Annotated in this window: 21 protein-coding genes and 1 pseudogene; 9 read left to right on the top strand and 13 right to left on the bottom strand. The window is 48.6% G+C overall.

The genetic code is table 11. The features are described from left to right. Positions 1-18: 18 nt before the first annotated feature. The 3 genes from CWM47_RS33170 to CWM47_RS33160 all read right to left on the bottom strand — a co-directional run bounded on the left by CWM47_RS33170 (position 19) and on the right by CWM47_RS33160 (position 6,232). Positions 19-3,216, bottom strand: a complete 3,198-nt coding sequence (locus CWM47_RS33170; RefSeq protein ID WP_100992823.1) for a SusC/RagA family TonB-linked outer membrane protein — start codon at positions 3,214-3,216, stop codon at positions 19-21. 36 nt (positions 3,217-3,252) lie between these two features. Further along, on the bottom strand, positions 3,253-4,749 hold the full coding sequence (locus tag CWM47_RS33165) for an L-fucose/L-arabinose isomerase family protein (RefSeq protein WP_100992822.1): 1,497 nt from the start codon (positions 4,747-4,749) through the stop codon (positions 3,253-3,255). 214 nt (positions 4,750-4,963) lie between these two features. Beyond that, positions 4,964-6,232: an MFS transporter gene (locus CWM47_RS33160; RefSeq protein ID WP_100992821.1), complete on the bottom strand. Its 1,269-nt coding sequence runs from the start codon at positions 6,230-6,232 to the stop codon at positions 4,964-4,966. Between the two features lie 227 nt (positions 6,233-6,459). Between CWM47_RS33160 and CWM47_RS33155 the strand changes: the two genes are divergently transcribed. Together CWM47_RS33155 and CWM47_RS33150 are read left to right on the top strand one after the other, a co-directional pair. Further along, a complete protein-coding gene (locus CWM47_RS33155; protein WP_157816128.1) occupies positions 6,460-7,272 on the top strand; it encodes a transposase in 813 nt (270 codons plus the stop codon). After that, positions 7,244-7,921 (top strand): transposase, encoded by a 678-nt coding sequence (locus tag CWM47_RS33150; RefSeq protein ID WP_100992819.1) that lies wholly within the window; start codon positions 7,244-7,246, stop codon positions 7,919-7,921. Before CWM47_RS33155 ends, CWM47_RS33150 begins: the two co-directional genes overlap by 29 nt. 1,037 nt (positions 7,922-8,958) lie before the next feature. Here CWM47_RS33150 and CWM47_RS33145 read toward each other — a convergent pair. Beyond that, positions 8,959-9,372, bottom strand: coding sequence for a response regulator (locus CWM47_RS33145; RefSeq protein WP_100992818.1), 414 nt, complete (start codon positions 9,370-9,372; stop codon positions 8,959-8,961). A 173-nt stretch (positions 9,373-9,545) separates the two neighbouring features. On the opposite strand from CWM47_RS33145, the gene CWM47_RS33140 reads away from it, so the two are divergent. The 4 genes from CWM47_RS33140 to CWM47_RS33125 all read left to right on the top strand — a co-directional run bounded on the left by CWM47_RS33140 (position 9,546) and on the right by CWM47_RS33125 (position 12,545). Further along, a complete protein-coding gene (locus CWM47_RS33140; protein ID WP_100992817.1) occupies positions 9,546-9,956 on the top strand; it encodes a DNA-binding transcriptional response regulator in 411 nt (136 codons plus the stop codon). A gap of 182 nt (positions 9,957-10,138) precedes the next feature. Then, positions 10,139-10,807, top strand: coding sequence for a TetR/AcrR family transcriptional regulator (locus CWM47_RS33135; RefSeq protein ID WP_240625581.1), 669 nt, complete (start codon positions 10,139-10,141; stop codon positions 10,805-10,807). A gap of 1,016 nt (positions 10,808-11,823) precedes the next feature. Next, positions 11,824-12,030: a hypothetical protein gene (locus tag CWM47_RS33130; protein ID WP_100992816.1), complete on the top strand. Its 207-nt coding sequence runs from the start codon at positions 11,824-11,826 to the stop codon at positions 12,028-12,030. A 218-nt stretch (positions 12,031-12,248) separates the two neighbouring features. Then, the gene (locus CWM47_RS33125; protein WP_100992815.1) at positions 12,249-12,545 is read left to right on the top strand and encodes a hypothetical protein; all 297 of its coding nucleotides are present in this window, start codon (positions 12,249-12,251) and stop codon (positions 12,543-12,545) included. A 419-nt stretch (positions 12,546-12,964) separates the two neighbouring features. On the opposite strand, the gene CWM47_RS33120 is transcribed toward CWM47_RS33125, so the two are convergent. Next, complete coding sequence (locus CWM47_RS33120) at positions 12,965-13,429, bottom strand: hypothetical protein (protein ID WP_100992814.1); 465 nt, start codon at positions 13,427-13,429, stop codon at positions 12,965-12,967. A gap of 176 nt (positions 13,430-13,605) precedes the next feature. Next, positions 13,606-14,031, bottom strand: coding sequence for a plasmid mobilization protein (locus CWM47_RS33115; protein WP_100992813.1), 426 nt, complete (start codon positions 14,029-14,031; stop codon positions 13,606-13,608). A gap of 419 nt (positions 14,032-14,450) precedes the next feature. Here CWM47_RS33115 and CWM47_RS33110 point away from each other — a divergent pair, with 419 nt between their 5' ends. Continuing rightward, complete coding sequence (locus CWM47_RS33110; RefSeq protein WP_100992812.1) at positions 14,451-14,912, top strand: response regulator; 462 nt, start codon at positions 14,451-14,453, stop codon at positions 14,910-14,912. A gap of 14 nt (positions 14,913-14,926) precedes the next feature. Here CWM47_RS33110 and CWM47_RS33105 read toward each other — a convergent pair whose 3' ends face one another. Next, positions 14,927-16,240, bottom strand: a complete 1,314-nt coding sequence (locus CWM47_RS33105; protein WP_100992811.1) for a sensor histidine kinase — start codon at positions 16,238-16,240, stop codon at positions 14,927-14,929. Between the two features lie 287 nt (positions 16,241-16,527). Here CWM47_RS33105 and CWM47_RS33100 point away from each other — a divergent pair, with 287 nt between their 5' ends. Then, the gene (locus tag CWM47_RS33100) at positions 16,528-16,770 is read left to right on the top strand and encodes a hypothetical protein (protein WP_100992810.1); all 243 of its coding nucleotides are present in this window, start codon (positions 16,528-16,530) and stop codon (positions 16,768-16,770) included. Here CWM47_RS33100 and CWM47_RS33095 read toward each other — a convergent pair. From CWM47_RS33095 to CWM47_RS33085, 3 genes and pseudogenes are all read right to left on the bottom strand, one after another. Then, positions 16,756-16,992 (bottom strand): annotated as a pseudogene (locus tag CWM47_RS33095) (integrase core domain-containing protein); the annotation flags it as partial. The gene CWM47_RS33100 and the pseudogene CWM47_RS33095 sit on opposite strands and share 15 nt — an antisense overlap. Before the next feature lie 39 nt (positions 16,993-17,031). Then, positions 17,032-17,289, bottom strand: coding sequence for a helix-turn-helix domain-containing protein (locus CWM47_RS33090; RefSeq protein ID WP_100992809.1), 258 nt, complete (start codon positions 17,287-17,289; stop codon positions 17,032-17,034). A 117-nt stretch (positions 17,290-17,406) separates the two neighbouring features. Then, a complete protein-coding gene (locus CWM47_RS33085) occupies positions 17,407-18,243 on the bottom strand; it encodes a porin family protein (RefSeq protein ID WP_100992808.1) in 837 nt (278 codons plus the stop codon). Positions 18,244-18,403: 160 nt separating this feature from the next. Between CWM47_RS33085 and CWM47_RS33080 the strand changes: the two genes are divergently transcribed. Further along, entirely contained in the window at positions 18,404-19,117 is a 714-nt protein-coding gene (locus CWM47_RS33080; RefSeq protein ID WP_100992807.1) for an SDR family oxidoreductase, read from the top strand. Between the two features lie 111 nt (positions 19,118-19,228). Here the strand turns inward: CWM47_RS33080 and CWM47_RS33075 are convergent, their stop codons facing one another. The 3 genes from CWM47_RS33075 to CWM47_RS33065 form a co-directional block, all read right to left on the bottom strand. Further along, positions 19,229-20,881: a S8 family peptidase gene (locus CWM47_RS33075; protein ID WP_100992806.1), complete on the bottom strand. Its 1,653-nt coding sequence runs from the start codon at positions 20,879-20,881 to the stop codon at positions 19,229-19,231. A 502-nt stretch (positions 20,882-21,383) separates the two neighbouring features. After that, a complete protein-coding gene (locus tag CWM47_RS33070) occupies positions 21,384-22,862 on the bottom strand; it encodes a RagB/SusD family nutrient uptake outer membrane protein (protein ID WP_100992805.1) in 1,479 nt (492 codons plus the stop codon). A 19-nt stretch (positions 22,863-22,881) separates the two neighbouring features. Then, positions 22,882-26,064: a SusC/RagA family TonB-linked outer membrane protein gene (locus tag CWM47_RS33065; protein WP_100992804.1), complete on the bottom strand. Its 3,183-nt coding sequence runs from the start codon at positions 26,062-26,064 to the stop codon at positions 22,882-22,884. Positions 26,065-26,192: the final 128 nt, after the last annotated feature.

Raw genomic sequence — 26,192 nt, 5'->3', positions numbered from 1 at the left:
TCATAATCAGCTGATTAACTAAAGGGTGATCCGTATGCCGAGTGTATACGTGCGTGGATTCGGATAAGCAAAAAAGTCAATCCCGCTCCGGGCCAGGTTGTCGCCACCCGTACCGCCTTCGGGGTCGTAACCCGGATACTTAGTGAAGGTGTACAGGTTCGTTACGTCGGCATACACCGAAAGTGCCTGAAGTTTGATCTTGCTCAGCACGGCGGCCGGGAACGTATACGAAAGATTCACGTCCCGAATGCGCGTGAACGATCCATCGAACAAATACTTAGTCGTTCCCGAGCTGAAGCCAAAGGCATAGTCGTTCCGGATGGCGCGGGTGTACACCCCAGCTCCTGGATTATCAACTGAACGCCAGCGATCAGCAATGGCCGAAAGCTGATTTTGCACGCCGGCATCATTGAGCGAAATACTGCCCCCCTCAAAATAAATCTGGTTGCCATACGTGCCATTAATGCTCACACTTAAACTAAGATTCCGGTAGCTGAGCCGATTACCAAATCCCCAGGTGTTTTTGGGCCAGGGATTGCCAACAATGGTTTTGTCGGAGGTGTTGATGACGCCACTACCATCCACATCCTGATACTTGTAATCGCCGGGTTGTACTCTTGGGTTTTGCAGCGGACTTTTACTAATCTCTTCCTGCGTCTGAAAAATACCCAGAATGTTCATCAGCCGAAAACTGGAAATGGGGTAACCGACTTGTGCAACCTGGTAATCGGACGTGACAATGCGGGCAGATTCGGAATTTAATGCCAATACTTTATTACGGTTCCAGCTAATATTGAAATCCGTATTCCACTGGAAAGGCCCTTTGACTATATTTTGTGAGTTTATAGTTAACTCCAGCCCTTTATTTTCGATTTCGCCGATGTTCTGGACCGAGCTACCGAAGCCCGACGCCGAGGGCAGTGTCACGTTTAGGAGCAGGTTCTTTTTATAGGCCTGATACGCATCAACCGTAAACGACAATCGGTTCTGAAACAGCGAAAGGTCCAGACCCAGATTAGTTTGTTGTGACTGCTCCCAGGTCAGTTCGTCATTCGCCAAGCTAGTTGGTACAATGCCCGATACGATCTGCCCGTTCGACACCGTACGCGATACGCCCAGCAACCCTTGCGTGGCATAGTTCGGAATCAGGTTATTTCCGGCAATACCATAACTAGCCCGAATTTTCAGGTCGCTGATGGCGGTAATGGATTTCATAAACGGCTCGTCCGACAGCCGGTAGGCCAGCGAAACCGATGGAAACGTGCCCCAGCGGTTCTTAGCACCAAACCGAGTGCTGCCATCCTGCCGAATAGTTGCCGTGAGCAGGTATTTGTTGGCAAACGCATAATTTACCCGCGCTAGCCACGACATGATCGCCCATTCGCTGATGTAATTCGTGCCCGTCGATACCGTACCGGCGGCTAAAAAAGGGACATAATCAGTCGAAAAACCCGTAGCACCAGCCTGTAAAACTTCGTCCGAATTTTTTTGGATAGTGTACCCCACCAGGGCATCCACATCGTGCTGACCGAATTTATGCCGATAATTGATCGTGTTCTCGTTCAACCAGTTCAGACTTTTGATTTCAGTAGCCCCTGCTGTTGCCGCCCCCGTTCGGCTGGTAGCCAGCCCCACTTTTGAGGATTTCCATAGGCGGGTAACATTGTTGGAGTAGTTGACTCCAACCGACGTTTTTAGTACTAAACCCGGTATCAATTCATATTGTAAATAGTTGTTTGTGAATACGTTGGTGTTATTCCGCTTATCCGAAAACTCAGCCGCAATGACCACCGGATTTTCGACCGGAATTCCCGTTGGACTCGAGAATTCGGAGTAGGGCGTTCCATCCGGATTGTACACCGGTATGGTTGGGTCGCTGGCTAATGCGGCTGAAATCAGGCCCCGGTATTGCAGGTGACCTTCGGCCCGGGCGAAGTTGCCATAAGAATGCGCTCCCGAAAACGACGCACCTATTTTGAGTTTATCGGTTAAGTGCGCGTCAATGTTAGTGCGCAGGGTAAACTTGTTGAAGTCCGAGCCAATGATAATGCCCTTATTGGTAAAAAAGCCGCCTGATACGTAGTAGCTGACGTCCTTAGCCGTTCCGCTGGTTGATAGCTGGTAATTCTGCACCATGCCCTTTCGAAAGATAACATCCTGCCAGTCGGTGCCGTAGCCCTCATCCGCAAATTGACTAGGGTTACGAAATTCGGGCTTCACCTGCGTAGCCGTACTCCGAACGCTATTGGGATCGGAAGCTTTTCCGCCCGCGTAGACCCAGGCATTGTCGCGTCCTTCAGCTACGAATTCGGCGTACTGACGCGGGGTCAGCAATTTCAATTTTTTAGCCAGCTCCTGCATCCCGACCGAATATTCAAAGTTTATAGTCGGCTTACCTAACTTACCGCGTTTGGTAGTAATAATGATCACGCCATTGGCCCCGCGTGATCCGTAAATAGCCGTAGCTGAGGCATCTTTTAAGACTTGAATCGACTCAATATCTGCCGGGTTGATCACGCTCAATGGGTTAATCCGATTCGTCGAACTGCTGGTCGCAATACCACTAGCCGAGTACGAATTGGAGGCAAAATTGCTCAGATCAGAGCCGCCCCCACCCGTACCGATAGCGTAGCCGTCTACGACGTACAAGGGAGAGTTTCCGCCTGTAATGGAGCTGATGCCCCGCACAATGACGTTGACATTTCCGCCGGGTGCACCGGAGTTCTGCGTAATCTGCACCCCGGCTACTTTGCCCTGCATCATCTGATCGACACTGGTGGCCGACGGCACTGGAACGAGGTCTTTAGTTGTTAAGTTAACGATGGAGCCCGTCAGGTCCTTTTTGCGCTGGGTACCGTAGCCTACGACCACTACATCCTGCAATTGCTGCTGATCTGTTTTCAGCGAAATGTTAATCGTCGAGCGGGTACCGACCGAGATTTCCTGGGGCACGTAGCCAATAAAACTGACAACCAGCGTAGCCTTCGGACTGACATTTAATTTGAAAGCACCATTTACATCCGACGTCGTACCATTAGTAGTGCCTTTCTCGGTCACGGTGGCTCCCACCAGCGATTCGCCATCTTCCGATGCCGTTATCTTTCCGCCGACCGTCACTTTATTCGACTGGGCAAAACCAATGTTTACGGTAGTTAGTATACTCAACATACTGCCAATCACCAGGAGTCGCAGTCGATGAAATAAAAAATGATCCATGATTAACGAATTAAGGTTTAAGATATTTATGATCAATTATCCATTTGGAATGATGACTGATTCGATTTTGAGGTAGTCAGCTATTTTCTGGATGGTAGCGGCATGATGGCCCACACCTAAAGCAAAATGGTGCGTAGGTCCAGCACTGATCCAGCGTTTAAGGAATGTTCGTACATCGGGCTTGAAGAAACCGCGCGTGTTCGTGTTGCCCGTTGGTGGAATTGGTCCCGCAATGGATTCGCCTTCGGCAATGACAAATTTCATTTTACCCTCGAACGTCGAGCTGATGCTCAGCATCGTAATCGGGCCTTCTTTGATTTTGAATTCGACACCCGCGCCGAAACCCGGTTTGCCGTGGTATTTTTTCAGGCTACGCAAAACGGGCTGGCCTTCAGCAATGGCAATGTTATGCGGGCCATCGTGCCCTACGAGTACAAAGTCTTCTTCAAAATCAACGGGATGAAACTCCGCGAAACTACCGCCAATACCCAAACGCTCCATGATAAGCATGGCTATACAGGTCTTCAGATCCGACTCGCCACACATTGGGAATCCTGCCCCCTGAAGCAACGAGTTACCCACGATCAGGTTTGACATAACCACGCGGGTATCGCTACCATCTGGACCATCGTAGTAGTAAGCAAGGCCGTCCAGTTTTTTCGCTTTGATGAACTTCTCCAGCGCAACAGCGGTCTGAGCGGCAATGTGTAAGTCGGAGTCGCGGAGCTTCTCCGAAATGGGATCAGAAACTGGATCAGGCGTATCAAAAAAGTCCAAAATCCGCTCCTTAACGGAATCAACTTCTTCTTCCGTTGCCTGCTGGTAGTGGGTGACAATCTCGTGCGCTTCGCACTGAACAATGTGTACACCAAAATGCGACGTCAGCATGGTTGAATCCGAGTGCATATCGAGCATGGCTTCGATGGGATGACCGATATGACCGATGCGGGATGACTTAAGATCGTGCAGGACGGCGGCTATTCGGCAATACTCCTCGATTTCCGCATCGGCAGCCGGATCTTCGTGGAGCGTGCCGATAATCATTTGCGGTACCTTCTTGCCCATCCGAACGGCAACGCCAGCAAATTCGGGTAGGGAGCAAATGTCGTCGTTGTACAACTGCATGTAGGTTGACGCCCGACCATAGTTCATCGCCTTGTTGGGCTGTAACGCAACCAGCACAATTGGAACATTCATGCTTTTGATAATGACGCCGAACGTGCTGGAAGTAGCGTAGGTAAGCATATCGCAGAAAATCAGGTCGAGGTTGGCCGCGTTCAGTTTGGGGACCATCTCATAGGCTTTCGCTACATCGTCAACTAGCCCAAAATCAACGATTTCTGCCGAATCGAGCGCTTCAATTTTCTGAATAAAGACTGCCTGTTTCTGCATCATGTCATCCAGCAAGCCTTCAAACTGATCCCAGTACTTAAAATAGCCGACGCCAAACACACCGATTCGAGGCCGAGTTTTCTTTCGTTTTGCAAACTCGGCCTGCTTGACAGCCAGGCCATTCATTGATTGATTTTCCATACGATCTAGTTTATGCTTTTATTCAATATAGTTAGTGCACTAAGTTGATTTAATGACAATGATCTATTTTTATTAGCCCATTGCTTCGGCTGTGGGTACTTGATGGATGAGTAGTGCGTGAAACCGTTAAAACGGGTAGGTGTTGGTACGTTGTTTTTACGTAATACCACAGCTAAAGCCGTGGACTGATAATTCAATTGGCACTTCTATTGATTTAACTTCGAGTCAGTACCTTTTTAGTTCTTGGTGTGGTAAATTCTTGATTATCAGTTAATACTAGCGCTTTAATATTGGGAATCAGTACAATAAGTAAGACAAAGGCCAGTGGATATAAAAGGCCCGATGCAATCCACAGAGGGCGATATGAATACTGCTGAATAATTACGCCCATCAATGGATTGAGTAATAAGCCTGACACAGCTCCCGCCGTTCCTGATAGACCGACTACCGTGGAAGTAGCCTTCTGGCCAAACATATCGGAGATAGATGTGATGTAGTTAGTAATCCAGAAACCGTGCGCAAACATAAACACCGCCATTAGTGCAACCGCTATGTTGACTGACGACACCCACTCGATAGCCGGTGCAGCTAAGGTTAGAAAAGCGGCAATCCCCATAACGGTTTTACGGGCTCTATTGACCGAGTAGTTCTGCGCAATAAGTTGCCCCGAGAACCAGCCGCCAATTACATTAGCAATTCCCAAGGCTAAGAAAGGTATCCAGAACAACTGGCCAATCTGCTCGAATGAGACATTCCGAACTGAGCTGAGGTATTTAGGTATCCAAAACATCATAAAATAAAAGACTGGATCGAGCAAAAAGCGAATGACAATGAATACCCAGGTAACCCGTAGTTTGAGCAATGTCAGAAAGGAAACGCTTGCTTTAGGGTCAGATTTGATGGGTGTTTCAAGGGCCGTATTCTCGTTCTTCCAGGGAATAAATAACCACACTATCACCCAGATAATCCCGATTAAGCCTGGAATTAAGAAACCACCACGCCATCCGTAATGAGCAGACAACCAGATGGTTAGCGGTGGTGCTACGACTGCGCCAATGGCCGAGCCGCCAATAGCAATTCCGTTTGCTAAGGCTCGCTCTTCTTTATCGAACCAGCGATACACCGTCCAGGCCGCACCTGGAAAGCAACCGCCTTCGCCCATACCTAGAAAAAACCGGAAAGCTAACAATTGCGAAAAGCTAGTCATCACCGCGTGCAGACTGTTAGCCACAGACCATATGCCCACCGAAATTGCCAACCCCAGTTTACCACCAACCCGGTCGATTAGCCAGCCGCCCAACGTAAACATGATGGCGTAGCTAATCAAGAAACTTGTGTTGATCATACCGTACTGGACGTCGGTAATTTTAAACTCTTCCTGAATTTTAATGATTGCAAGGGACAAGACTTGTCGGTCTAGAAAGCTGAGTCCTGTGGCAATAAAAAGTAAAAAGATAACCAACCAGTGTACACGCTTTTTCATGCTACTTAACGCACTAAGTTAACATTTGCAAAGATATAAGAGTTGTTAAGAGAAATCCAATAGTTATGGTATTTTTTTTCTGTTAAATAGAACTATATCTTTTCTTAAGGGACGTGACTGTTGCACAACGCTAATAGCCTACTATTGAGATAGATGCGTATCTTGACGTATGGTAGGCAAAAAACATACCACTCCCCAACAAGGTCATAGTCTGCTACTTGACCAGTGTGTTCCTCAGCAGAATCTATATCGACCGCATCGGCGGCCCGGGCTTAAAACAGGCCATTGATCTGACGTTTTTGTACGAAACGGTCAAACCGTATTATGGCAAATGCGGTCAACAATCGATTGATCCGATTGTATTCGTTAAACTCATGCTGGTGGGGCATTTGGAAAACCTAACCTCCGATCGAGCGATCATTCGCTGTTGCCAACTCCGATTAGACATCCTGTACTTCTTAGACTACGAGTTTGGCCAAGCCTTACCCTGGCACAGTACCCTATCACGCACCCGGCAGCGCCTGCCCGAAAACGTGTTTGAATCTTGTTTTGAGTATGTATTGACGCAGTGTATTGACCTTGGACTAGTTGATGGTCACACCCAAGCCATTGATGCTGCTTTTGTCGAGGCCAATGCTTCCTTAGATAAGTTAGAAGCTAAGCCGCTGGCCAAGTGGACATTGGAGAAAAATGAGCAGCTACAGGTTGAGGCTTCGGATCGGGTATCTTTTGATAAGACGAAACAATATATTAATCCCAAGAAGGTGACTCGCAATAATCGGGTCTATTATAGCCCTAACGATCCGCAGGCCTGTTTAGCTACTAAACCCAACAAGGCTTTTCGGCTCTACTACTTGTCTAGTATGGCCGTGGATTGTGCGCACCATGTGATTACGCACATTCAGGCCGACTCGGCTGGCCAGAAAGATTCACGCCATTTGTTACACATAGTCGACCAAACCCACACTCGTTTGTCAAGGTTAAACCTATCACTTCGGTGTGTGCTAGCCGATGCAGGCCGGTCCGCCGGCGCGGTTTAGCTCAGGAGAAAACTATGCGGCTTTAGAGCATCGTCAAATCGAAGCGTACATCCCGTTGTTTGGGCGTTACATCCCAGTCCGTGATCCCTTCACGTATGAGCCAGAGAAGGATCAATACCGTTGCACTCACGGGGCCATTTTACGCAATCATGGCCTTAAAATGGCCGGTGAGTATGGTAGCTACCACTACATTGCTAACTATAGCGCCTGTCAAAACTGTCCCATCAAGGAAAGTTGTTGTGGTAAACGGGATCGTAAATCACTCAGTGTGACCATGTATTACCGGGAGTATGAGCGGATGCAAGCACGCTTGACGAGTGCGAAAGGGAAGCGACTCAAAAGGCGACGTAGTGCGGTGGTTGAGCCGGTCTTTGGTAGTTTACTGAACTACTTTGGGTTGCGTCGGACTCCAGGCAAAGGTAAAACGGGTGCTCATAAGCGGATGGTGATGGCGGCAACGGCTTACAATCTCAAGAAGTGGCTATTGGCCAAGCGCTGGCCTAAAGTAGTTACTCAGGTGTTGGCTTTGCACCTAGGGGGCTCTTTTTTTGCCTTTATTGAAGGCATTACTTCAACCGCCTATTTATTCCTAAAAGAGTTGTGCAACAGTCACGTTCGTTTGTTTGAGACTCGAATTTTTGAGGCGTGACGATTTATGTACCCTTTTTTAATCACACCCATCTACTGATGAATACTGACATAAAGCCAGGCGACCGGGTCGAAGTCACCCGGACCAAGCGAGGCGGCTTTTTTAACGGCCGTTACCTGGCAACGGTAATTCAGCTTTCTCCCCAACCGAGAGTCAGGGTGAGAGACGACGAAGGCCAGGATTCCTCACCTCGACGCACTCACGTCAAAAAGCTTAATTGACAAACAAGCACACCGAAAGATGGTACTGAGCTAAGTGTTTCTATGTAGATTCAATTTAATCATTTACTCTCTTATATGATTAATTATTTTACGTTGGCTGTCTATAAATGACAAGTAATCAGCGGATTTACTAATCGGTATTGGCTTTATTAACCATTCATCGTAACTCGCAGCATGGAGAACAAAAAGCCCTTCTTGGAGATTGGTCGAGCCCTTGACATTATGATGGGGATCGCTCTTCTCTTAACGGTCGTGTTTATGGCTATATGCGTTTATCTGCTTATTGCACCCTAGCATAAGGGAACCAATCGACCCTTAATACGACTAGGCTATCTCTTCAAGCTTAAGAAGCAGGCACCTGCTACAACCTGTTCCTGTCAACGAAGTGTCATGGAGCTCCCCTACATTTACGTTGAAACAATCCTGATTAAGCGGTCGTTATCTTGTCTCAATAGGAGGTATACCCCTGAGTGTACGCCTATGGTGTGGATAGAAGCAGTAAGCCCGGCAGCATTGCGACCGGGCTTATTTGTTCTTAACTAGTACTAGGATAGAAACAGTAAGGCATGCTAACGGTATGGCACTAAACAGTAAGCATACGCTTTTACGTAATTCACCGCTAAATGGATTTAAGGCAAATCAAAAAAACATTGTGATTTCATTAACCAGATTAGTCAACACGTTGGGCTTTCTAAACAACGAGCACCTCCAGCCGTTTATGGTTTACTGACTTACTCAACGATCAACTTTTCAAGCCCGGCTACTCAAGTAGTTGGGCTTTTCGTTTGGTCCACCGGATGGTGGATAGGCGGCTACTCAGCAACAGTTGCCTTCCAGCCAGTTGACGCGCAGCTGGGTGACAATTTGTCCTAGCAACTCGGAGTTCATGGGCTTGGTGATAAACTCATTAGCCCTCAGCTGCTCAGCCTGCTGCCGGTCATGATCCGCTTCCGAGGTGGTCAGCATAACAATGGGCGTCGTTTGATAAAGTGGTTGATGCCGCAGCACTTTGAGCGCCTCAAGGCCATTGAGCCGGGGCATGTTCAGATCCAGAATGATCAACTCCGGGGTTGTTTTACTACTGGACAGGGCGTCAAGCAGGGCCAACCCATCATGGGCAAAGACCAGTCGGCACTGGGGGCTGTGCCGGGCAAAAGCCAGGTTTAGCAGGAAACGGTCATCCTCATCATCGTCGGCGATGAAGACGCAAGGGTACGTGTTTTGATTCATGGTCAAGTTGTTACGGCTGCAAAAACAGGTAAAATCCTGTTAATAACTCAATACTACATCATTTTTAGTGAAGTTGCTTTCATCGATTATTATTTACCTGTATCTAACAAATTGGGGATAAATGGAATTAAGGTAAACAACTATCCTCCACAACTGGATACACGCCACTTACGATGGACACACTGAAACCCTGGGTTGCCTTACTGGATGAGGACGAAGATGACTATATATTCTGGCAGCATGGCTTTCGTCAATGGGCGCAGCATTTAGACCTGTATTGGTTTAGCTCGGTCACTGAGTTTCTGTCAGCGACTTCACTGGGCAAAGACAAGCCGGTGGCTTTGGTAATGGATGGAGTAGTACCGGATGGAGAAGAGATGAAGTGGCTCAGTACGCTGCTGCTCCATCCCAGCTGTCGGCAGGCCTGTCTGATTATGTTATCAGCGGAAGTAGCCGAGCCGCAACGGGCAGATTTTTTGCGACTGGGGGCTAGTGATCGTTTACAGAAACCTATACGTCTGGATGAATTACAGCTAGTTGTGTCAACCGTCAGCAATCATATCGCCAGGCAAACGCACGCCTAAATTTCTGGCGCATTTTGTCAACTCTCTTTTATGAGCTTTTATCGGCTGAGACAAACTTTTTTCTTTCTAATCTACTTAATCTAGTTACTAAGGGCTAATTCGTTCGATTTGCCCCCATTGCACTCAGGGGCAACTAACGACCTGCATTGGAGTGGCTACTTACACTTTGGATACAACTAATCTTGGAGAAAATTAAACGCAATCGGGCATCCACCATAAAGCGTATGGTGAATGCCCTGGAAGAGGTATTAGCTGAACACGGCATTGAAGGCGTCAGCATAAATTTAATTACACAAAAGGCTAGTATCAGCAAGGTCCTTCTTTACCGGTATTTTGGCAACTTACCGGGATTGATTGAGTATTACGTGCGGATAGGCCGTCTGGTTCCGCATTACAGTCCAGACTGGGTGGCGCAAATTCAGCCTGCTCATCCTGAAAACTTAGCGTCGATTTGGTCGGGGAATGCGCTTCAGGTATTTCGTCAACTACGAGCCTCCCGTTCATCCCGGGAGATCCTCAAGGCTACTGTGCAGGAGAACAGTGCCTTATCTGATTCGGTAAGCATGACGCTTGACGGAGAGCTCACTCAGTTGGTTAACCAGTTGAGTTTTGTTAAGGGAAGTGATCATGAGGCTGTTTCGGCCGTGATGCTGGGAGCCCTGTCGTATCTGACGCTACAGTCTCACTATGACCGGCCTGTCATTGGATTGGACCTGCGTAGGGATGAGAATTGGCTTCGCATCGAGAAGGCCGTGAAACTGATTTATCAAGCCCTCGCTCAAACGGCCATTGATTCTTCTACCGTTCAGGTTGACCTTAAGTCGGTCGATGAAATGGCGAGTGCGTGGTAGGCCCGCAAAGCAATGTCGGGGAATGCATAAACGATGCCATTACTCTGACTGGACTATTGATCAATCAAATGATCCCATGCCTGATCCTTCTATTTGTACTGGCCGGGCAAGAAACTTCATCAGGGAAACTAGTAAAAAGGGGTGGCTATGGCTGCCCTTTTTTGGCTTTGTTTAGTTAAAGCCATTGGAGCCAAAACGGGCAAAAGAAGCCGTTCTCCTCATAATGCCGGCCCAGAAGCCATTCGACTCCATTTTACAAAATTCGATCCCTGTTCGCTGAGCTGCTACAAGACAATAACCGTGATCCTGCCTATGTACAGGCCTGGTACATGCTGGATGAGTACGCCAGGCGTGCTTTTCAAAAGATGGTTCAGCATTACGCCTTAGGCGCTGATACGCAATACCAAAATGCAGTGTTCATCTTTCTGCTACGTGTTGATGGGGTGATTACGATGCTGACGCCTTAAAATAAAGCCCCGGACGCATGGCACCTGGGTTTTATTCCTTTCAGTTTATTTACATTACTCTAACCGGTAGGTTTGTAAATTGTTAGTCGCGTTTATCCGCCATCATCAAGCTTTTACAGGGGCGGCCAGTTCAAATATAAGCTTATAAAAGCAGCAAGTAAAAATGGCACGCTCGGCAGAACCAACCCTGCAAACTAAGCCCTAAATAAAGTGCCAGTAACGCCAACTTGATACTAGTAATAACTACGTATCCGTCCTATTAATAAATTTACATATAAAACTAAAAGTAAACTTGTAGTTTACATTCAATTAGTATTTCTTTGTTTCAGCGAAAGAGAATATTATACGGTGAAACTAGCTTATAGCAATATACATAGCTACATAGGTTCTATATGCAGGGAGTATTTCCCGATACCAATCTAAAAATAAGGGGTGATGTAGGTTAAAAGTGGGAAATCAGGCTGGGGCTCTGCTTCGGCCTTTGATTATTTTTATCTAAGTTGATCAAACCTACTCCGTACCCTGCCTGACCTGAACGACTACATTAGCATGCGCCAAACGTTCTTCGTGATTCTTCTGCTGATAAGCGCCTTTGTGGGCTTCACCGGTTATTGTTACGCCCTGGTAGACTGGGTGCAAGACATCAAAACGGGAATCTACGAGAAAAACTATCTGGAAGCTGTTGAGGCGACATCGGCGATTGGTTTATATACCTACCTTGCCATTCGTTTTGTGAAACGCAACGTAACGCTGTAGTGTATAACCCCGGACTCGTTACGTTGCCGTTTTATAGTCTAAGGGGCATCTCTTCGCTGTTTTATTGGAGGAAACTGAATGACTCTAAACCGGATGTTGGGTCAAACGTGCAGGCGCAAAAATAAAAATATGTTTTATGCCGGCACTTCCTACACGAAGTAATTCCAGCTTTAGATTTATCTTCGTGTTGACAGCCTAAAGAGCCTTTTTGATATACTATGACCCACTTGTCTACAGCCCCTTCCGAAAGCTCGCTATCCGCTCTTAGCCGGGCGGCTGAAGCGTTTCTTCATTTATCATCTTCTGATGAGGTATTGGACACTTATTTAAGCATCCAGGAGTCGCTGGTCGATGTGCTTGAATCAGCCCCCGATCCGGTACCTTATGGGCATAGCTGGAACTTGATTGCCTGCCAAGGCCAATTGAATTTGCTCGACTCGCAGAAGGGTAATCAGAAAGCCCTGCGGCGCCTAAAGCAGACGGTTAGCCAGAGTATCGAGTGCTTGCCCCGGTAATTCTTCGGGCGTATCTTTTTGACTTAGTGAATAAAACGTCATAATGGGAAAGCCTGACTGCAGCCCAGTTAGGCTTTTTTAGTAAACCTCTCCCCGTGATCTGGCCGTAGGGATAAGCGCCTGACAGTCTACCTGCTTTTGCTCAAGGAGTACGTATTGAATTTACGGATTAGTATTGTCAGTCTCTGGCTTTCCACGTAACTCGCAAGATGGAGAAGAAAAAGCCATTTCTAAGTATCGGTCGGACGCTTGACGTCATGATGGGAATCGCCTTACTACTAGCGATCGTGTTCCTAGCTGTGTGTGGCTATTTGTTACTTGAGCCCTAGGAGATAGTCAGGTTAAGCGCATAACATTGCTTGTCCTTATTCGATAACGTAGGGCCAAAAAATTCTTAGTGGTTCGTCACAACTAGCTGGTCAGTTGGGCGAAGAAACAAAATGTCTGTTTAGAGATGACGTCGCCCCCCGTTGCCAATACGTCTGGATGTGAACCAGAAACTCCTCCCACTCCGTAAATACAGACGGCTTATCCATATAAGCGGGCTCGGCTTGAGGGATCGCGGGTTGATCAACCGAATTGCTCAAAGAACTCGTCAAGAGCTGATATAAGTGAGTCATGCCCGCAGAGGTACTGTCGATGGTGCCCACTAGATGAAATCCTTCCGGCTGAAGGGATAAATACAAATCAGACAAAATCAACCGGGGCAGCGGTCGTTGCTCAATCAAACAAGCTTGCAGATAGCTCAAGGCTGTGATCACATTAGTGGCATGGACTGTGTGCACTTCAGGGAGTATGCTTTTCAGGGCTACGCGCAGAAAAGCATACTGGACTTCCTCATCTTTGACGACTAGCAGCCAATCCGTCGTATCAATAGTGGTCATGGGGTACTAACTGGATAAGCCAATCTTTGTTTCTTTAAGAGCTAAATAAAAGCCGCTTAAACCAGATCAAACGGAGGCCCCTAATGAAATCGCGTCAATTACATAGTCCATAGCCACCATTGATACAGCTCTTTCTAGTAGCAGCCAGACTAAGAAATAAGCCACTTATAAAAGTCCTATACTTCACCGCCATCCTTTAAAATGGTACCCATCACCTCCCTTAATTGAGCGTCAAAGCGGGCCATATCACTGGCCATCTTATTGACTTCCCGTTGCAGGTCCTGGTAGTCGGTGGTGCTATTGATACGCCTGGCGGCCTGGTTTATGTTGACGCCAATCCGCAAGACATCGCTCCTGGTCTCCTGAATCAGCGATAGAAGAATATTCTGATAAGTCGAGCGCTCGGGCTTTAACCGAAGCGGCTTGTTAAGACAGACTGCCCGTACGTAGGTGGATACGGTGAGCGTCCTGACGGTAGCCTTTCGAGCTAAAAGCTGATCATACTCCGCTTGGGTGAAGCGAACCTGAACCACTCTGGTAGCCCGTTCTTCCGGCTTCATCTCAGGTCTGCCCCCTTTGTACCATTTGTCTTTTTCCTTCATGACTCTTATTGCGGGCCGACTTCGGAGGCTCCGTATTTAGGTTCCTTTGCTCTCGCAAAGAAAAGGTTTTTGTCGTGACAAAAACACATCTTGCTATCTAAAAAATTACCCTTTTTCACGGTTGACATGGTGGACTCAAAACTGGCTAACCAGTAGCCATATACCACCTACGCCCGAGTTGTATTTTTCCTTCCCTTTTCAAGCTAAACTTTAAGTAGCTCGCAAGCGTAGCTATTACGTGTATATACGCAAATTAACGGGTGCAGAAAAAGCGCTGATACATCCTCTTCACATCAACATAAGCCAATCCCTATCTGGCCGTTGCCTTACGAAAAGGCACCGTTTGAGCCCCGTTCATTTTGATCCAGTTATCAAAATCGAACGCTTAACCAGATGTATCCAGGCCAGTGCCACTTATCATGAACGATTCATACCCATCCCAATCTAGTCTCCGGGGTACTAAGATTCTGTTGATCGATGATACCCCGCAGCATTGTATCCTCATCCAGAAGGTAATGAAGGTATGTATGCCCAACGTGGAGTTGTTGATCGCAACGACCGGTGAACAAGCCAAAGACAAGCTCAACGAGCTGATAAGCCAGCACGAACGCCTGCCCCGCCTGATTTTACTGGACTTATACCTGCCCCGTAAAGACGATGGGTGGACACTCCTACAACACCTGAAAGCAACTACCTCACCCCTTCGACTAATTCCCGTAACATTGCTGAGTCACTCGGGAAGCTCCGATGACATCCAGACCAGCTATCACCTGGGAGCCAACTCCTACATCGTTAAACCCCTTGATTATCCCCAGTGGATGACCTACTTTGAATCCCTTAGCCAGTACTGGCTATATACGGTGGCCCCACCCTTCCGATAACCCGTTCGATCCTTTTAACGGCCCTGATGAACCGGCAACCGAACGCGGAACAGGGTACCCCGACCGGCCTTGGTTTCCACATCCAGGTTGGCATCCAGCAGTTCGCACAGCCGCTTGACAATCTGTAAACCAACGCCTTCTCCCCTGGTAGATGAATTAGCGGAGGAGGCCTGTTCAGCCGGGGTCACCCCAGCGGGTATGCCCTCGGGTAAAACGGCTACCGGTTCGCTCTGATCAGGCCCCAGCACACTGGTTGGTTCGACCGTCGGCCGAAGCTGCTGACCCAGTTGCCCAACGGTGCCAGCAGGCAGGCCCGGGCCCGAATCCTGCACACTAAACGACCAGCGATAGTCGCCTTCAACCGACCAGGAAACCGAGACGATACCCGGATGACCCGGGCTGGAGGGGGTGTACTTGAGGGCGTTGAGTAGCAGATTCTGTCCAATCCGGTGGAGCTTGACCCGGTCCGTTTCGACCAGTAGTGTAGCAGGGCCATCCGCCCGCAGGACAATGCCCCGTTCAGCCGCCAGGGGCTGGGCACTAGCCACCAGTTCATGAAGCAGCTTAGCCGCATCCAGCGATTCGAGCTGAAGGGGCTCCTGACCCGCTTCCAGCCGGGCCAGATCCATCAAACTGGTGAGCATACCCTGCACACTGGTCAGATTGTGGCTTAACATGTCCATAAACTGAGCCCGCTCTTCCTCACTCAAGTCTTCGGTTTTGAGCAGATAAGCCGCCGAGTTAAGAATGCCGAAGCTGCCCCGCAGGTCGTGGGTCGAGGTGCGTAGAATATCACCCCGCTGTTGGGATAGCTTTGTCATCTGATCGAGGGCTTGTTGCAGTGTATTGGCCCGTTGGGTGACCTGTAAGTGCTGCAACTCATGGTACTTCTGGACGCTGCCCATGACAGTCTCCTGCATAAGCCGGGTTATCTGCCAGGGTACTTTCAAAAGTAAGTCCCGATCGATGTGAGGAAAGAGCTGGCCAAACAGGGCAAGTTCCTCGAACAGGGTCTGAGTCAACAAATGCAACTCCTGCAAGGTATCCATCAGGCCATGGGCTTTATGCCAGCGGTGGAGCCCGTGCGCCTGAGCGGTGGTAGCAGGATCCGCTACCAGGAGTTCATTAAGTAAGCGTTGTTCCAGGATATCCAGGATAATGGGCAGCAGGTTGTTGAACTCTTCGCGGCTTAGAGCCGGAACTTTACCCAGGGCGGAATCCTGTTCGCAGGCGGCACGCCATTGATTGAGAATGGCTTCCCGCCGGGCAAATAAGTAAGCAACCAGCTCAGCCAGGGGCTGAGGAGAATCAGAGGTATGGGTTGCCATGGAGGGCTAATTACTGACCAACATCCGGTTGTACGGTTCGTTCCAGAAGTGGTGAGTCCCGATAGGGCGATCAGGCGAAAAGTAGAGGCAAACCCGATTGGTTAGCGATCTACCCGGTCAGATAAACGGGAGGGTAGGTTGATGGTTCAGGTAGCCAGCAGTGGAATAAGCCAATGGTCCGCTTGTGGAAAGGGACGGATGAGACCTTTTCCTCACGAAATCCGGGGTAAGCGGGTCAGCACGAATGGGTTACTCGTTACTTGATCATCAACTAACCCGTTGCTAAGATGGATATTTCACGTCAGGCCTTCGACCTTAAACCTTTCCTCATCCGACAGGGCGCCTTACTCTTGTGGGGCGTGCCCCTAACCAGGCAAGCAGATGTCTACCGCATCCGCCAGCTCTATAAACTAAGCAACTTCTTTGCGGAAGTCTGTTATGATCCGGCAACAGGGCAGCCAATCGGTATCTGTTCATTTTCCAGTGTGGACTTGCAACAGTATAGTGGAGATTTTTTAGGCGGCCATTGAGGAAGTGTAAAAATAAGATTCCTGTTGACTGGGCGTGCGGTAATTCAATACTGAATGCTTCCGTCGGCGGTTGTACCATCCCTCGATATACTCGAAAGTAGCCAACCGAGCCGCTGCCCGCGTGGCAAAATAAGTATGATTGACCATCTCGCACTTGAGGGTCTTAAAAAAACTCTCAGCAACCGCATTATCCCAGCAATTTCCCTTGCGGCTCATACTTTGCGCCACCGGTAAGTCCTTTAGTTCATCCCTACTAGCTAGCTAGGGTTTTCTGCCTTGCCCTTTTTGGCGCATGAGCCCGACCAAACCCAGTTCTTGCCAGGCAGAAAGCCACTTGCCAACCGAATGCTGGGAGACTTCGGTGTGGCCTGCTACCTCTTTGGCCGAGAAGCCTTTATGACTCCAAAGTAATGCTTGACAAGCCCGTCTAAACTCGTACTTAGGGTGGTTTTTGATGGCTTCCTGTAAAGTAAGTTTCTCGGTGTCAGACAAGGAGATGCAGCGTTTTGGTCGGCTCATACTGCAAGTTAATAAATGAAAGTTAAATTTGCGTGATTACTTAAGATGGAAACAAAAATGGCGACGCCCAACCGGTCGTCGCCATTTTAAAACCCACTCTATGAGAAATATTTTCGATTATCGGCCTCCTAACTGGACTATGTAGCCAATTGTTCCCTGAGCAAAGATTCTCTGTGAATCTGTATTGAACCCATTATCTACATCCCCTAACGGATAAAGACCGCGGATTTCAAGGGTAACATGACCCGGTCCGGCTTTTATCGCTGTCCCGATACCCGCTCCCGCACCGAAGCCAAAACGCCCTTTGGTGCCGTCAAGTGATATTGTCTTGCCGTTTTGGCTTATGTTCATTCTATAGCCTGCATAGGGACCTACGTTCAGGAAGAAGCGACTGCCGGCATAGGTTCCCGTTGAAAACTTTAGGAATAAAGGCACTTCAAGCACATCAACAGCCTGAGTGTCGGTAAAACCAAAGTCCGTTACTTTCTGCGCATACCGGCTGTAGTTGATCTCTGGCTGAAACGAAACGGTGCCCGATCCAAAGGTGAAGGATATACCGCCCACGAAGCCAAGAGCGGGCTTAACACCGGTCTCTGCCTGCGTAAAAACAGAGGATGTAACGCCCCCCCGAATGCCGATTCTCACATTGGATGTACTGCTGGTGCCGGATACTTGCTGCGGCTTGTCGGTAGCTATTGTGGGTTGAGTAGAGGCAGGTTCGTCGATTCTAGGCGTCGTTGGCGTGCGATCTGTTGACGAGGTGGCCGACGTCGTTGGTTTCGTTGCTGCTGGCGTTGTTTTTGGTTTCTTTGTAATGCCGTGATGCTCATCGTAGAGCTCTTGCTGGCGGTTTGTGCTGGTCGACGTTACTGTGGTACTGGCTGGTGTCGTTTGGGCTACAGAAAGACCAATCGGCAGGAGAGTAAGCGTCAGAAGAAAAGACAAAGATTTCATTGGATACTGAGTTGGCAAATTGATTATGTAAGATTAGTCGCTAATCTACTAATTTATACAACAGCATTTAGGAAACGGTCGGTCCGTTTGAGGGTACGGTTAACTTTCGCAAACATTTTGTCCAAAAGCGGAGTAAGTAGAGTGTAGTAAATAAGTAAGTATGAAAACGGAACACCAACGCACTGCCTTCATTACAGGGGCAAATAAAGGAATTGGTAAAGAAATTGCCCGGCAGCTGGCCCAGCGCGGGTTCGCTGTATTTATTGGTTCCCGCGACATAGCCAAAGGCCGGGAAGCTGCCGAAGAGCTTTGCCATGCGGGTTATGAAGCCACGTTTATTCAAATCGACGTAACTAATCCGGTAAGTATCCGAACGGCTTGTGGAACGCTTTCACAAAAGGCCGATCATCTGGATGTTTTGATCAATAATGCTGGCGTTCTCGAAGATCACGGCGCGGATATCCTCGACCTAAATGCCGAAATGCTTGACCGGACGCTGAAAGCGAACGTGACCGGGCCAATCCTGGTGATTCAGGATTTTCTGGAGCATCTGCAAAAAAGCCATATTGGCGGTCGGATTATCAATGTCTCGAGTGGAGCCGGATCGCTGACGAATATGCAAACCTACGCGCCTGCCTATAGTATCTCAAAAACAGCCCTCAACGCTGTGACGAAGCAATTTGCAGCGGCCCTGAAAAGTCAGGCCATTGCTGTAAACTGCGTTGATCCGGGCTGGGTTCGTACCGATATGGGCGGCCCCAATGCCAGTAGACCCGTTGAAAAAGGCGCCGAAACAATCGTATGGCTGGCTACCGATGCCCCCCAGTCCGAAACCGGGAAATTCTGGCACGATAAGCAGGAAACAGTTTGGTGACCGGGATTTTTACAAGATTTAAATGATTTTCGAGATTATCCGAAACACTTACTACCAAGGAAACTAAACAAATCCTACAGGATATTTAAGTGCTTTGGATAATCCTGAAAATCATTTAAATCCTGAAAATCCCGCGGGGCCGCCCGGCGGTTCGGATAGAATCTTCACGGCTTCATACGCATTCAACAATCCGCCCGAACGACTCAGGTTTTTGAAGGGCACCTGCTGGCCTGAATGCCCCGGCTTCCGGACTTGAACGTCGGGTTTATAGCTGCTTTTCAGTAGTATATTTTTAACCTGAACGGCGGTAAGTTTTGGGAAATAGGAGCGGAGTAGAGCGGCTACACCAGCCGTCATGGGGGCTGACATGCTGGTCCCCGAAAAGCTGGCATATTGGTTATTAGGGAGCGTCGACAGTATATCGGTGCCGGGAGCGAAAATATCGACCGTTTGCACCCCATAATTAGACGATCGGCTGGGAAGGTCTTTGCCAACGCGCCAGGTGCTGTTGCCAACGACCAACACATTCTGAGCTGTTTGGCCATTTTCGTACTTAGCCGATGGATAGGCCGGTAAGGAATCGTAGTTTTCGCCGTTATTGCCTGCCGCGTGAACAATCAGCACATCGTGTTCTTCGGCAAACCGGATGGCCGCATCGACTTGCTCCTTGAACGGCGACAGTCGTTTGCCGAAGCTCATATTGATAACCTTCGCCCCGTTTTCGACCGCATAACGAATGCCATTGGCTATATCTTTATCGCGCTCGTCGCCGTTAGCCGGCACGACTGAAACGGGCATAATCCGAACGTTATCGGCAACGCCGTCGATACCCAGGTTATTGCCGCGTTTGGCACCAATGATACCCGCCACATGGCTCCCGTGCATGGCCAGCTGCTGCGAGCGGCCAATCAACATTCGCGGACTTCCATAATAGCGCTCGGTTAAGTTGCCGGGATCGTCGCCAACCGATGTTCGGGGATTATAGTCGGGGTTAAAACCAATCATAGCTTCACTGCCCATAATTTGCTGAAACCGCGTCCAGTTCCGACGAATGAGCGTTGAGTAGGCCGAAAAGGAGCCGTATTGCGGGAAATAAGCATCTGCTAAAATGGTTTGAACAGCCCTGGACACCGAGTCGGTGCCGAGGTTGACCTGCCGAATTATGGCTTGAGATAAAATCGTGTCGGGTAGTTTTACTTCGATCTGGCTGGCTATCTGCCAGAATTTTATAGTATCGCTCAACGCGATGCGTTTAGGTTGAGTGGCTTGATAGCGAGTCAGAAACTGTTTTTTCGCTCGTTGGTAGGTATCGTACTGTCGTTTGTCGGCAGGTTTAACCTTGTCAGGCTCAATCTGGTCGTATTTTTTTCTCAGGACAACATACGTCTGCGTAATCTCCGGCTGGTCATACTCGTAGGTTGTTCCGTCTTTCGCGCCCATGAAATTCCAGCCGTGTACATCATCGGCATAGCCATTTTTATCATCGTCGGTTTGATTGTCGGGAATCTCCTTTGGGTTTTGCCAGATTACATCGCGCAGGTCTTCGTGGTCGACGTCGACGCCCGAATCCAGCACACCAACGATGACCGGCACTGATGGTTTACCTTTTAACAACTCATAAGCCCGATACAGGCTAATGCCCGCCACCGAGTCGACAGCAGGGTCGAGGTAAGGCCAGTTGCTGGGTGGCTGCTGTGCCTGTGCCGTAGCAAAAAGCCTAAGGATGAAGAGTGGGAAAAGCGGGTAGGATTTGAGTAGATGCATGGCTGATATTGAACACAACTAACGCTTAAATAACGTAAATAAGGACTAAATTGTAGTTTATACGGATTTATTATTTGGCCAACCAGATGATTATAAAGAATTTTTCAACCACAGAGCCGGTCCGCCGTTGCGGCACAAAGGGCACAGAGGTTTAAGGGGGTAAAAAGTAACCCTTTAAACCTCTGTGCCCTTTGTGCCGCAACGGCGGACCGGCTCTGTGGTTGAAAAATTCTTTATTTAAACAGTCTCTATGTTAACGTGAATTATGGATGCTTAAAGAAGTAAACTATGCGCTTTTGTCATCCCGACGATAGGAGGGATCTTCGGTGAGCTGAAGAGTTCCTTCTCTACCGAAGATCCCTCCTATCGTCGGGATGACAAAGACAACCTATTGAATTTTAGGTACTTATTTAAAAGTCTATCCATAATTCACGTTATGTCAAATAAAAGAAGGCCCCCAATTGCTTAGAGGGCCTTCTTTAAACGAGAAACTTGTTGTTGACTAGTTGTCTGTAGCCAGGTTATTCAGCGCCAGTTCCGAAGCCGAAATTGGCCATACGTAATTCGGTTCTGTAGGTGCTTTTGCTGGCACCGTTCCTTTGGCCGGAATGGTTTGGAGTAACCGCATCAGGTCGTTATTCCGTAAGCCTTCACCCAGAAATTCGATTCGCCGTTCCAACAGAATGGCGTTAGTCAGGTCGGCCGATGTAGCGAAGCTGGCTGCCGTATACGTTGTGGCGGCATCAGACCGGTTACGAACCGCGCTAAGCAAGGCAACGGCCTGAGCATCGACCGTGTTTGTGCTGCGAACCTTGGCTTCTGCCAGATTCAGCAATACTTCCGAGTAGCGAATGACCGGTACCCAGTCTGTATAAGGACTATCTGCTTTATATTTCACCAGCCAGTTTTTAACGGTAGTTGTACCCGACTGCTTAACGAACGACCGTCGTTTATCGGTAGCTGACCAGGTCGGTTCAGCAATAATACCTCTTGGGTTCAGCGAGTACTCGCCGTTACCAACACCACCATTCGCTTTATTCGGCGAAAAATAATAGGCCAACTGGTTCTGCGTACCTGGAAAATCGCCTGTTGTCGTAGTCATCGGCATCGAGAAGATCGACTCCGCATTGGCATAGGTTGTGAATACCGTCGTGATATCGGGTTGCAGCTTGTGGGCTACGCCCGTGGGTGCACTGAACGGAGCCGTTGCACTTACGATTTTGTTAGCCTCCGTAATAACACTGGCATAATTCTGCATACTTAAATACACGCGCGTTTTTAAGGCAATGGCCGTGTTCTTATGCGCCCGGGTCGTATTGTCAGCAACAACCGTGTATGTGGAAGGTAAACCCGTTTCGGCTTCGTTCAAATCCTTCAGAACCTGTGTATATACTTCGGCAACTGTGCTTCTGGCCAGATTCGATTGGCCAACACCTTTAATGCCGTTCAGGCGCAAAGGCAGACCGGGTTTGCTACCGTTCCCATCGGCATAAGGCCGGGCATAATATTGCAGCAGGCTGTAATAGCTTAACGCCCGGATCAACTTGGCTTCTGCAATGTATTTAGCCGCAGTCTCGGCGCCAACAACCGTGGTACCACCAGCTTCCATGCCATCGATAAAGATATTACACCGGTTGATAGTCAGGTATGCAAAGTACCACAGGTTCACAACTGCCGTAGCACTGTTGGTAGCGTTCAGTCCCCAAACATCCGACCCGGTAACCAGGTTAGAGGTTTCGTTGATGAAATCCTCGCCCCGGATGTCGCCATAGATTACATAGCGTCCGCCGTAAAAATTGCCATCTTTCAGGGCTCCGTACAGCGAAAGAAGCTGTGTTTGCACACGGGTCGTTGTGCTGAAGGCCGATGCATCAGACACGGATGTCTGTGGAATCGGGGTGAGCAAATCTCTATTACAGGAACTGGCTCCTAACAGCAGCGACAGGCATAATGCTGCTGAATAGTTTACTTTATTTTTCATGAGTTTCTTCGTGTCTTAATTAAAATCCAGCTCTTACACCAAACGTAAAGGTCCGGGCGTTTCCGACTGTGTTTCTGTCAACGCCTTGTCCACCATTACTGGTAGCACCATTTGACGATACTTCCGGATCTGGACCAGGGTATTTCGTCAATACTGCCAAATTCTGACCGCTTACGTACACACGCAGGCTGTTGATTTTAGCTTTCGAGAGCAATGCAGCTGGGAGTGTGTAACCGAGTGTAAGTGACCGAACTTTCAGGAAATCACCTTTAAAGACGTTGATATCCATCGGGAAGGCCGAGCCATTTGAGGTGTTATCGCCGAATACAGGTCTTGCATATTTTTTACCTGCATCGCCTTCTTTCTGCCACGCATCGGTCAGCACGTCGGTTGCATTGTTCCAGAAACGTTGGTCATGCAAACCGGCATTCGTACCATAGTATACCGAGAAACCCAATTGATAGGTCAGCAGTAAGCCCAGGTCGAAGTTTTTGTATTTGATGTTGTTATCCCAGCCGCCGTAAATTTTAGGGTTTACATTGGCATACATAACGGCGTCATTGGCCTGTGTGATCGACGTGCCACCTGTTGGGCTTACGTACCTGGTTTTACCATCGGCTGTGGTCGAGTAGTTAAACTCACCGGCAGGCGCATAAAACTGGTAATACACGTTCTGACCAGCCGAATTTAGGAAAATCCGTTTGCCCGTTGCCGGATCAACCCCGTTTGTCCGAACAACCCATAGCTGACCCAGCGAATAACCCGGCTGTGTCTGGTTCACCGTTTCCAGGCCTGACGTACCTGTCTGGAGTACATTCAAACCGGGAGCCAGCGACGTTACTTCGTTCTTATTGAAGGTGATGTTGAAGTTAGAGCTCCACTGGAAATTCTTCGTGTTAACAACCCGGGCGTTAAGCGCAATCTCAAGTCCTTTGTTGTACATCGTTCCCACGTTCTGAGGTGGGTAAGCAACACTCGATAATGTACCCGGAATACCCGTAGACGGCGATTGGGCTACGTTCAGGATCAGGTTGTCGATGTTGTTTCTGTAGTACGCTACCTCGCCCGTAATCCGGTTGTTCAACAAACCGAAGTTAAAGCCGATATCGGTTTTTGTACTGGTTTCCCACTTAAGGGCCGGGTTGCCTACCACGTTGAACGCCAGCGTTGACGCACCACCGTATAAGCCGGAAGCATAAAGCGAGTAGGGCGAGTAATCGTTGATGCTGCCAATGTTCCCTACTTTACCATAGCTACCACGGAGTTTGAAGCTGCTGAAGATATTGTCGAGCGAAGCTGCTTTCCAGAAACCTTCCTGCGTGATTTCCCAACCAGCCGATACACCATAGAATGTACCTTTTTTCTGACCCAGGGCCGAGTATTCATCCTGCCGTAAGTTGCCGCTCAGGAAATATTTCTCTTTGTAGTTGTAGTTCAACCGACCGAAACCCGACAGTAAATAGTTTTCACCATAGGCCAGGGTCGATGCGTTGCTGGTCACAAAACCCGCCTGAATCACCGTGTAGTTTGGATCAGACAGAGTCTGGCGGTTTAAGCCATAACCCAGCGTCGTTGACCGCTGTTGTTCCTGACCTACCAGTAAGCTGAAATTGTGCGCACCGCCAAACGAACGGTCAAACTGGGCTGTATTGGTCCACAACCAGGTTTTCAGCTTACGGAAGTTACTCGTGGCGTTACCGTTGAAGCTGTAGCCATCACTGGTGATTGGCGCCTGGAATACATCGTTGTCGATCAGCAGGTAATCAATACCGTAGGTGCTTTTCAATGTAATCCAATCGAGGGGCTTGAACTGTAAATAAGCGTTCGACTGAATATGGTTGTTCTCCGTATTCGACCTGTTCAGGTCTAACGTAGGGACCGGGTTAGGATACGAAACGGAAGTTCCTACAATGTTGTTGGCTACACCAATAGCCGAACCGTTCACATTATATGTACCATCGTTGTTGTAGGGCGACAGGATAGGAGGCAAAACAAGACCAACCCGGCCTAAACCACTCGTATTGAAAGCTTCGCCGTTTAATGAGCCGGATGTACCGGCAGCAAGGTTCCGCTCATTCGAGATGGCAATTTTACCGCCAATGGTGAACAGCTTGCTAAGTTTGCTGTCAACATTGAACAGGGCATTGATCCGGTTAAAATCATTCTTGCGGATAACACCCTGCTGGCCTGTGTAGCCAACCGAGAAGTAATAGTTCGTATTTTCGCTACCACCCGAAACGTTCAGGTTGTGGTTCTGCGAAACCCCCTGACGGTAGATGTAGTCATACCATTTGGTATCGATAGGGTTTCCATTGGCATCGTTGGTTTGCGTAAACTTCACCGCAGACGCTGTCGGGTTATTAGCAACGGCCGACGTCTTGTAGTTAATATACTGGCTGGCGTTCATCATTTCTGGCAACCGATAGGTGCTTGACACACCAACCCAGCCATCATAATTAACCCGTACTTTACCCGACTTACCCCGTTTGGTCGTAATGAAAACGACACCATTGGCGGCACGGCTACCGTAGATGGCTGTTGCGGCAGCATCTTTAGCCACATCCATGCTTTCAATATCACTTGGATTGATACTGGCCAGTGGGTTGCTCGGTGCATTCGTCGATCCCTGATCACCAGTGAACGTAGGAACACCGTCCACAATGATCAATGGATAAGAGCTAAGCGAGATGGAGTTTGTGCCCCGAATCCGGAAAACCGGCGGGTTGTTTAAAACGCCGTTTGGCACCGTGATCTGAACCCCCGGCGACCGACCGGCCAGACCTGATTCAAAGCTCTGGATAGGCATCTGAGCAATAGCAGCTCCTTTCACCGATGAAATGCTTCCGGTAGCATCCTGACGGGTCTGGGTGCCATATCCAATAACGACTACTTCGCTTAATTGCTGAGAGTCGCCAGCCAGAGAAACATTGATTGATGTGCGGTTATTGACAGCCGCTTCTTGTGTTAAATAGCCGATGAAGCTAAAAACTAGTGTGTTATTGCCTGATGCGCTAACACGATAGTTACCGTTGGCATCTGTGGTTGTACCACGGTTAGTGCCTTTTACCTGTACAGTCACGCCTGGAAGACCCGACCCGTCGTCTGATGAAGTGACGCGGCCACTAACAGCTATATCCTGCGCCAGTAGGGGCAAACAGAATAGCAGTGAAAGCAACCAGCTTCCCAATAAAATTTTCCGCATAAGAATGAATGAGTTAAAACATATTGTAAATCCTGAAAACAGGGATACAAAGTTAATTTATAGATTATTAACTGACACTATAATTTTGCAAGGAATTTTGTAATATTCTAATAGGACACAAAATTTTG

The organism is Spirosoma pollinicola (genome assembly GCF_002831565.1).
Lineage (GTDB): Bacteria > Bacteroidota > Bacteroidia > Cytophagales > Spirosomataceae > Spirosoma > Spirosoma pollinicola.
Note: the sequence above shows the minus strand (reverse complement) of the source record. Positions and strands in the feature narration are given on the sequence as shown.

Coding starts and splice junctions, on each gene's coding strand:
- CWM47_RS33170 (WP_100992823.1), bottom strand. CDS start 3,216: ATGGATCATTTTTTATTTCATCGACTGCGACTCCTGGTGATTGGCAGT.
- CWM47_RS33165 (WP_100992822.1), bottom strand. CDS start 4,749: ATGGAAAATCAATCAATGAATGGCCTGGCTGTCAAGCAGGCCGAGTTT.
- CWM47_RS33160 (WP_100992821.1), bottom strand. CDS start 6,232: ATGAAAAAGCGTGTACACTGGTTGGTTATCTTTTTACTTTTTATTGCC.
- CWM47_RS33150 (WP_100992819.1), top strand. CDS start 7,244: ATGCAGGCCGGTCCGCCGGCGCGGTTTAGCTCAGGAGAAAACTATGCG.
- CWM47_RS33145 (WP_100992818.1), bottom strand. CDS start 9,372: ATGAATCAAAACACGTACCCTTGCGTCTTCATCGCCGACGATGATGAG.
- CWM47_RS33140 (WP_100992817.1), top strand. CDS start 9,546: ATGGACACACTGAAACCCTGGGTTGCCTTACTGGATGAGGACGAAGAT.
- CWM47_RS33130 (WP_100992816.1), top strand. CDS start 11,824: ATGCGCCAAACGTTCTTCGTGATTCTTCTGCTGATAAGCGCCTTTGTG.
- CWM47_RS33125 (WP_100992815.1), top strand. CDS start 12,249: ATGACCCACTTGTCTACAGCCCCTTCCGAAAGCTCGCTATCCGCTCTT.
- CWM47_RS33120 (WP_100992814.1), bottom strand. CDS start 13,429: ATGACCACTATTGATACGACGGATTGGCTGCTAGTCGTCAAAGATGAG.
- CWM47_RS33115 (WP_100992813.1), bottom strand. CDS start 14,031: ATGAAGGAAAAAGACAAATGGTACAAAGGGGGCAGACCTGAGATGAAG.
- CWM47_RS33110 (WP_100992812.1), top strand. CDS start 14,451: ATGAACGATTCATACCCATCCCAATCTAGTCTCCGGGGTACTAAGATT.
- CWM47_RS33105 (WP_100992811.1), bottom strand. CDS start 16,240: ATGGCAACCCATACCTCTGATTCTCCTCAGCCCCTGGCTGAGCTGGTT.
- CWM47_RS33100 (WP_100992810.1), top strand. CDS start 16,528: ATGGATATTTCACGTCAGGCCTTCGACCTTAAACCTTTCCTCATCCGA.
- CWM47_RS33090 (WP_100992809.1), bottom strand. CDS start 17,289: ATGAGCCGACCAAAACGCTGCATCTCCTTGTCTGACACCGAGAAACTT.
- CWM47_RS33085 (WP_100992808.1), bottom strand. CDS start 18,243: ATGAAATCTTTGTCTTTTCTTCTGACGCTTACTCTCCTGCCGATTGGT.
- CWM47_RS33080 (WP_100992807.1), top strand. CDS start 18,404: ATGAAAACGGAACACCAACGCACTGCCTTCATTACAGGGGCAAATAAA.
- CWM47_RS33075 (WP_100992806.1), bottom strand. CDS start 20,881: ATGCATCTACTCAAATCCTACCCGCTTTTCCCACTCTTCATCCTTAGG.
- CWM47_RS33070 (WP_100992805.1), bottom strand. CDS start 22,862: ATGAAAAATAAAGTAAACTATTCAGCAGCATTATGCCTGTCGCTGCTG.
- CWM47_RS33065 (WP_100992804.1), bottom strand. CDS start 26,064: ATGCGGAAAATTTTATTGGGAAGCTGGTTGCTTTCACTGCTATTCTGT.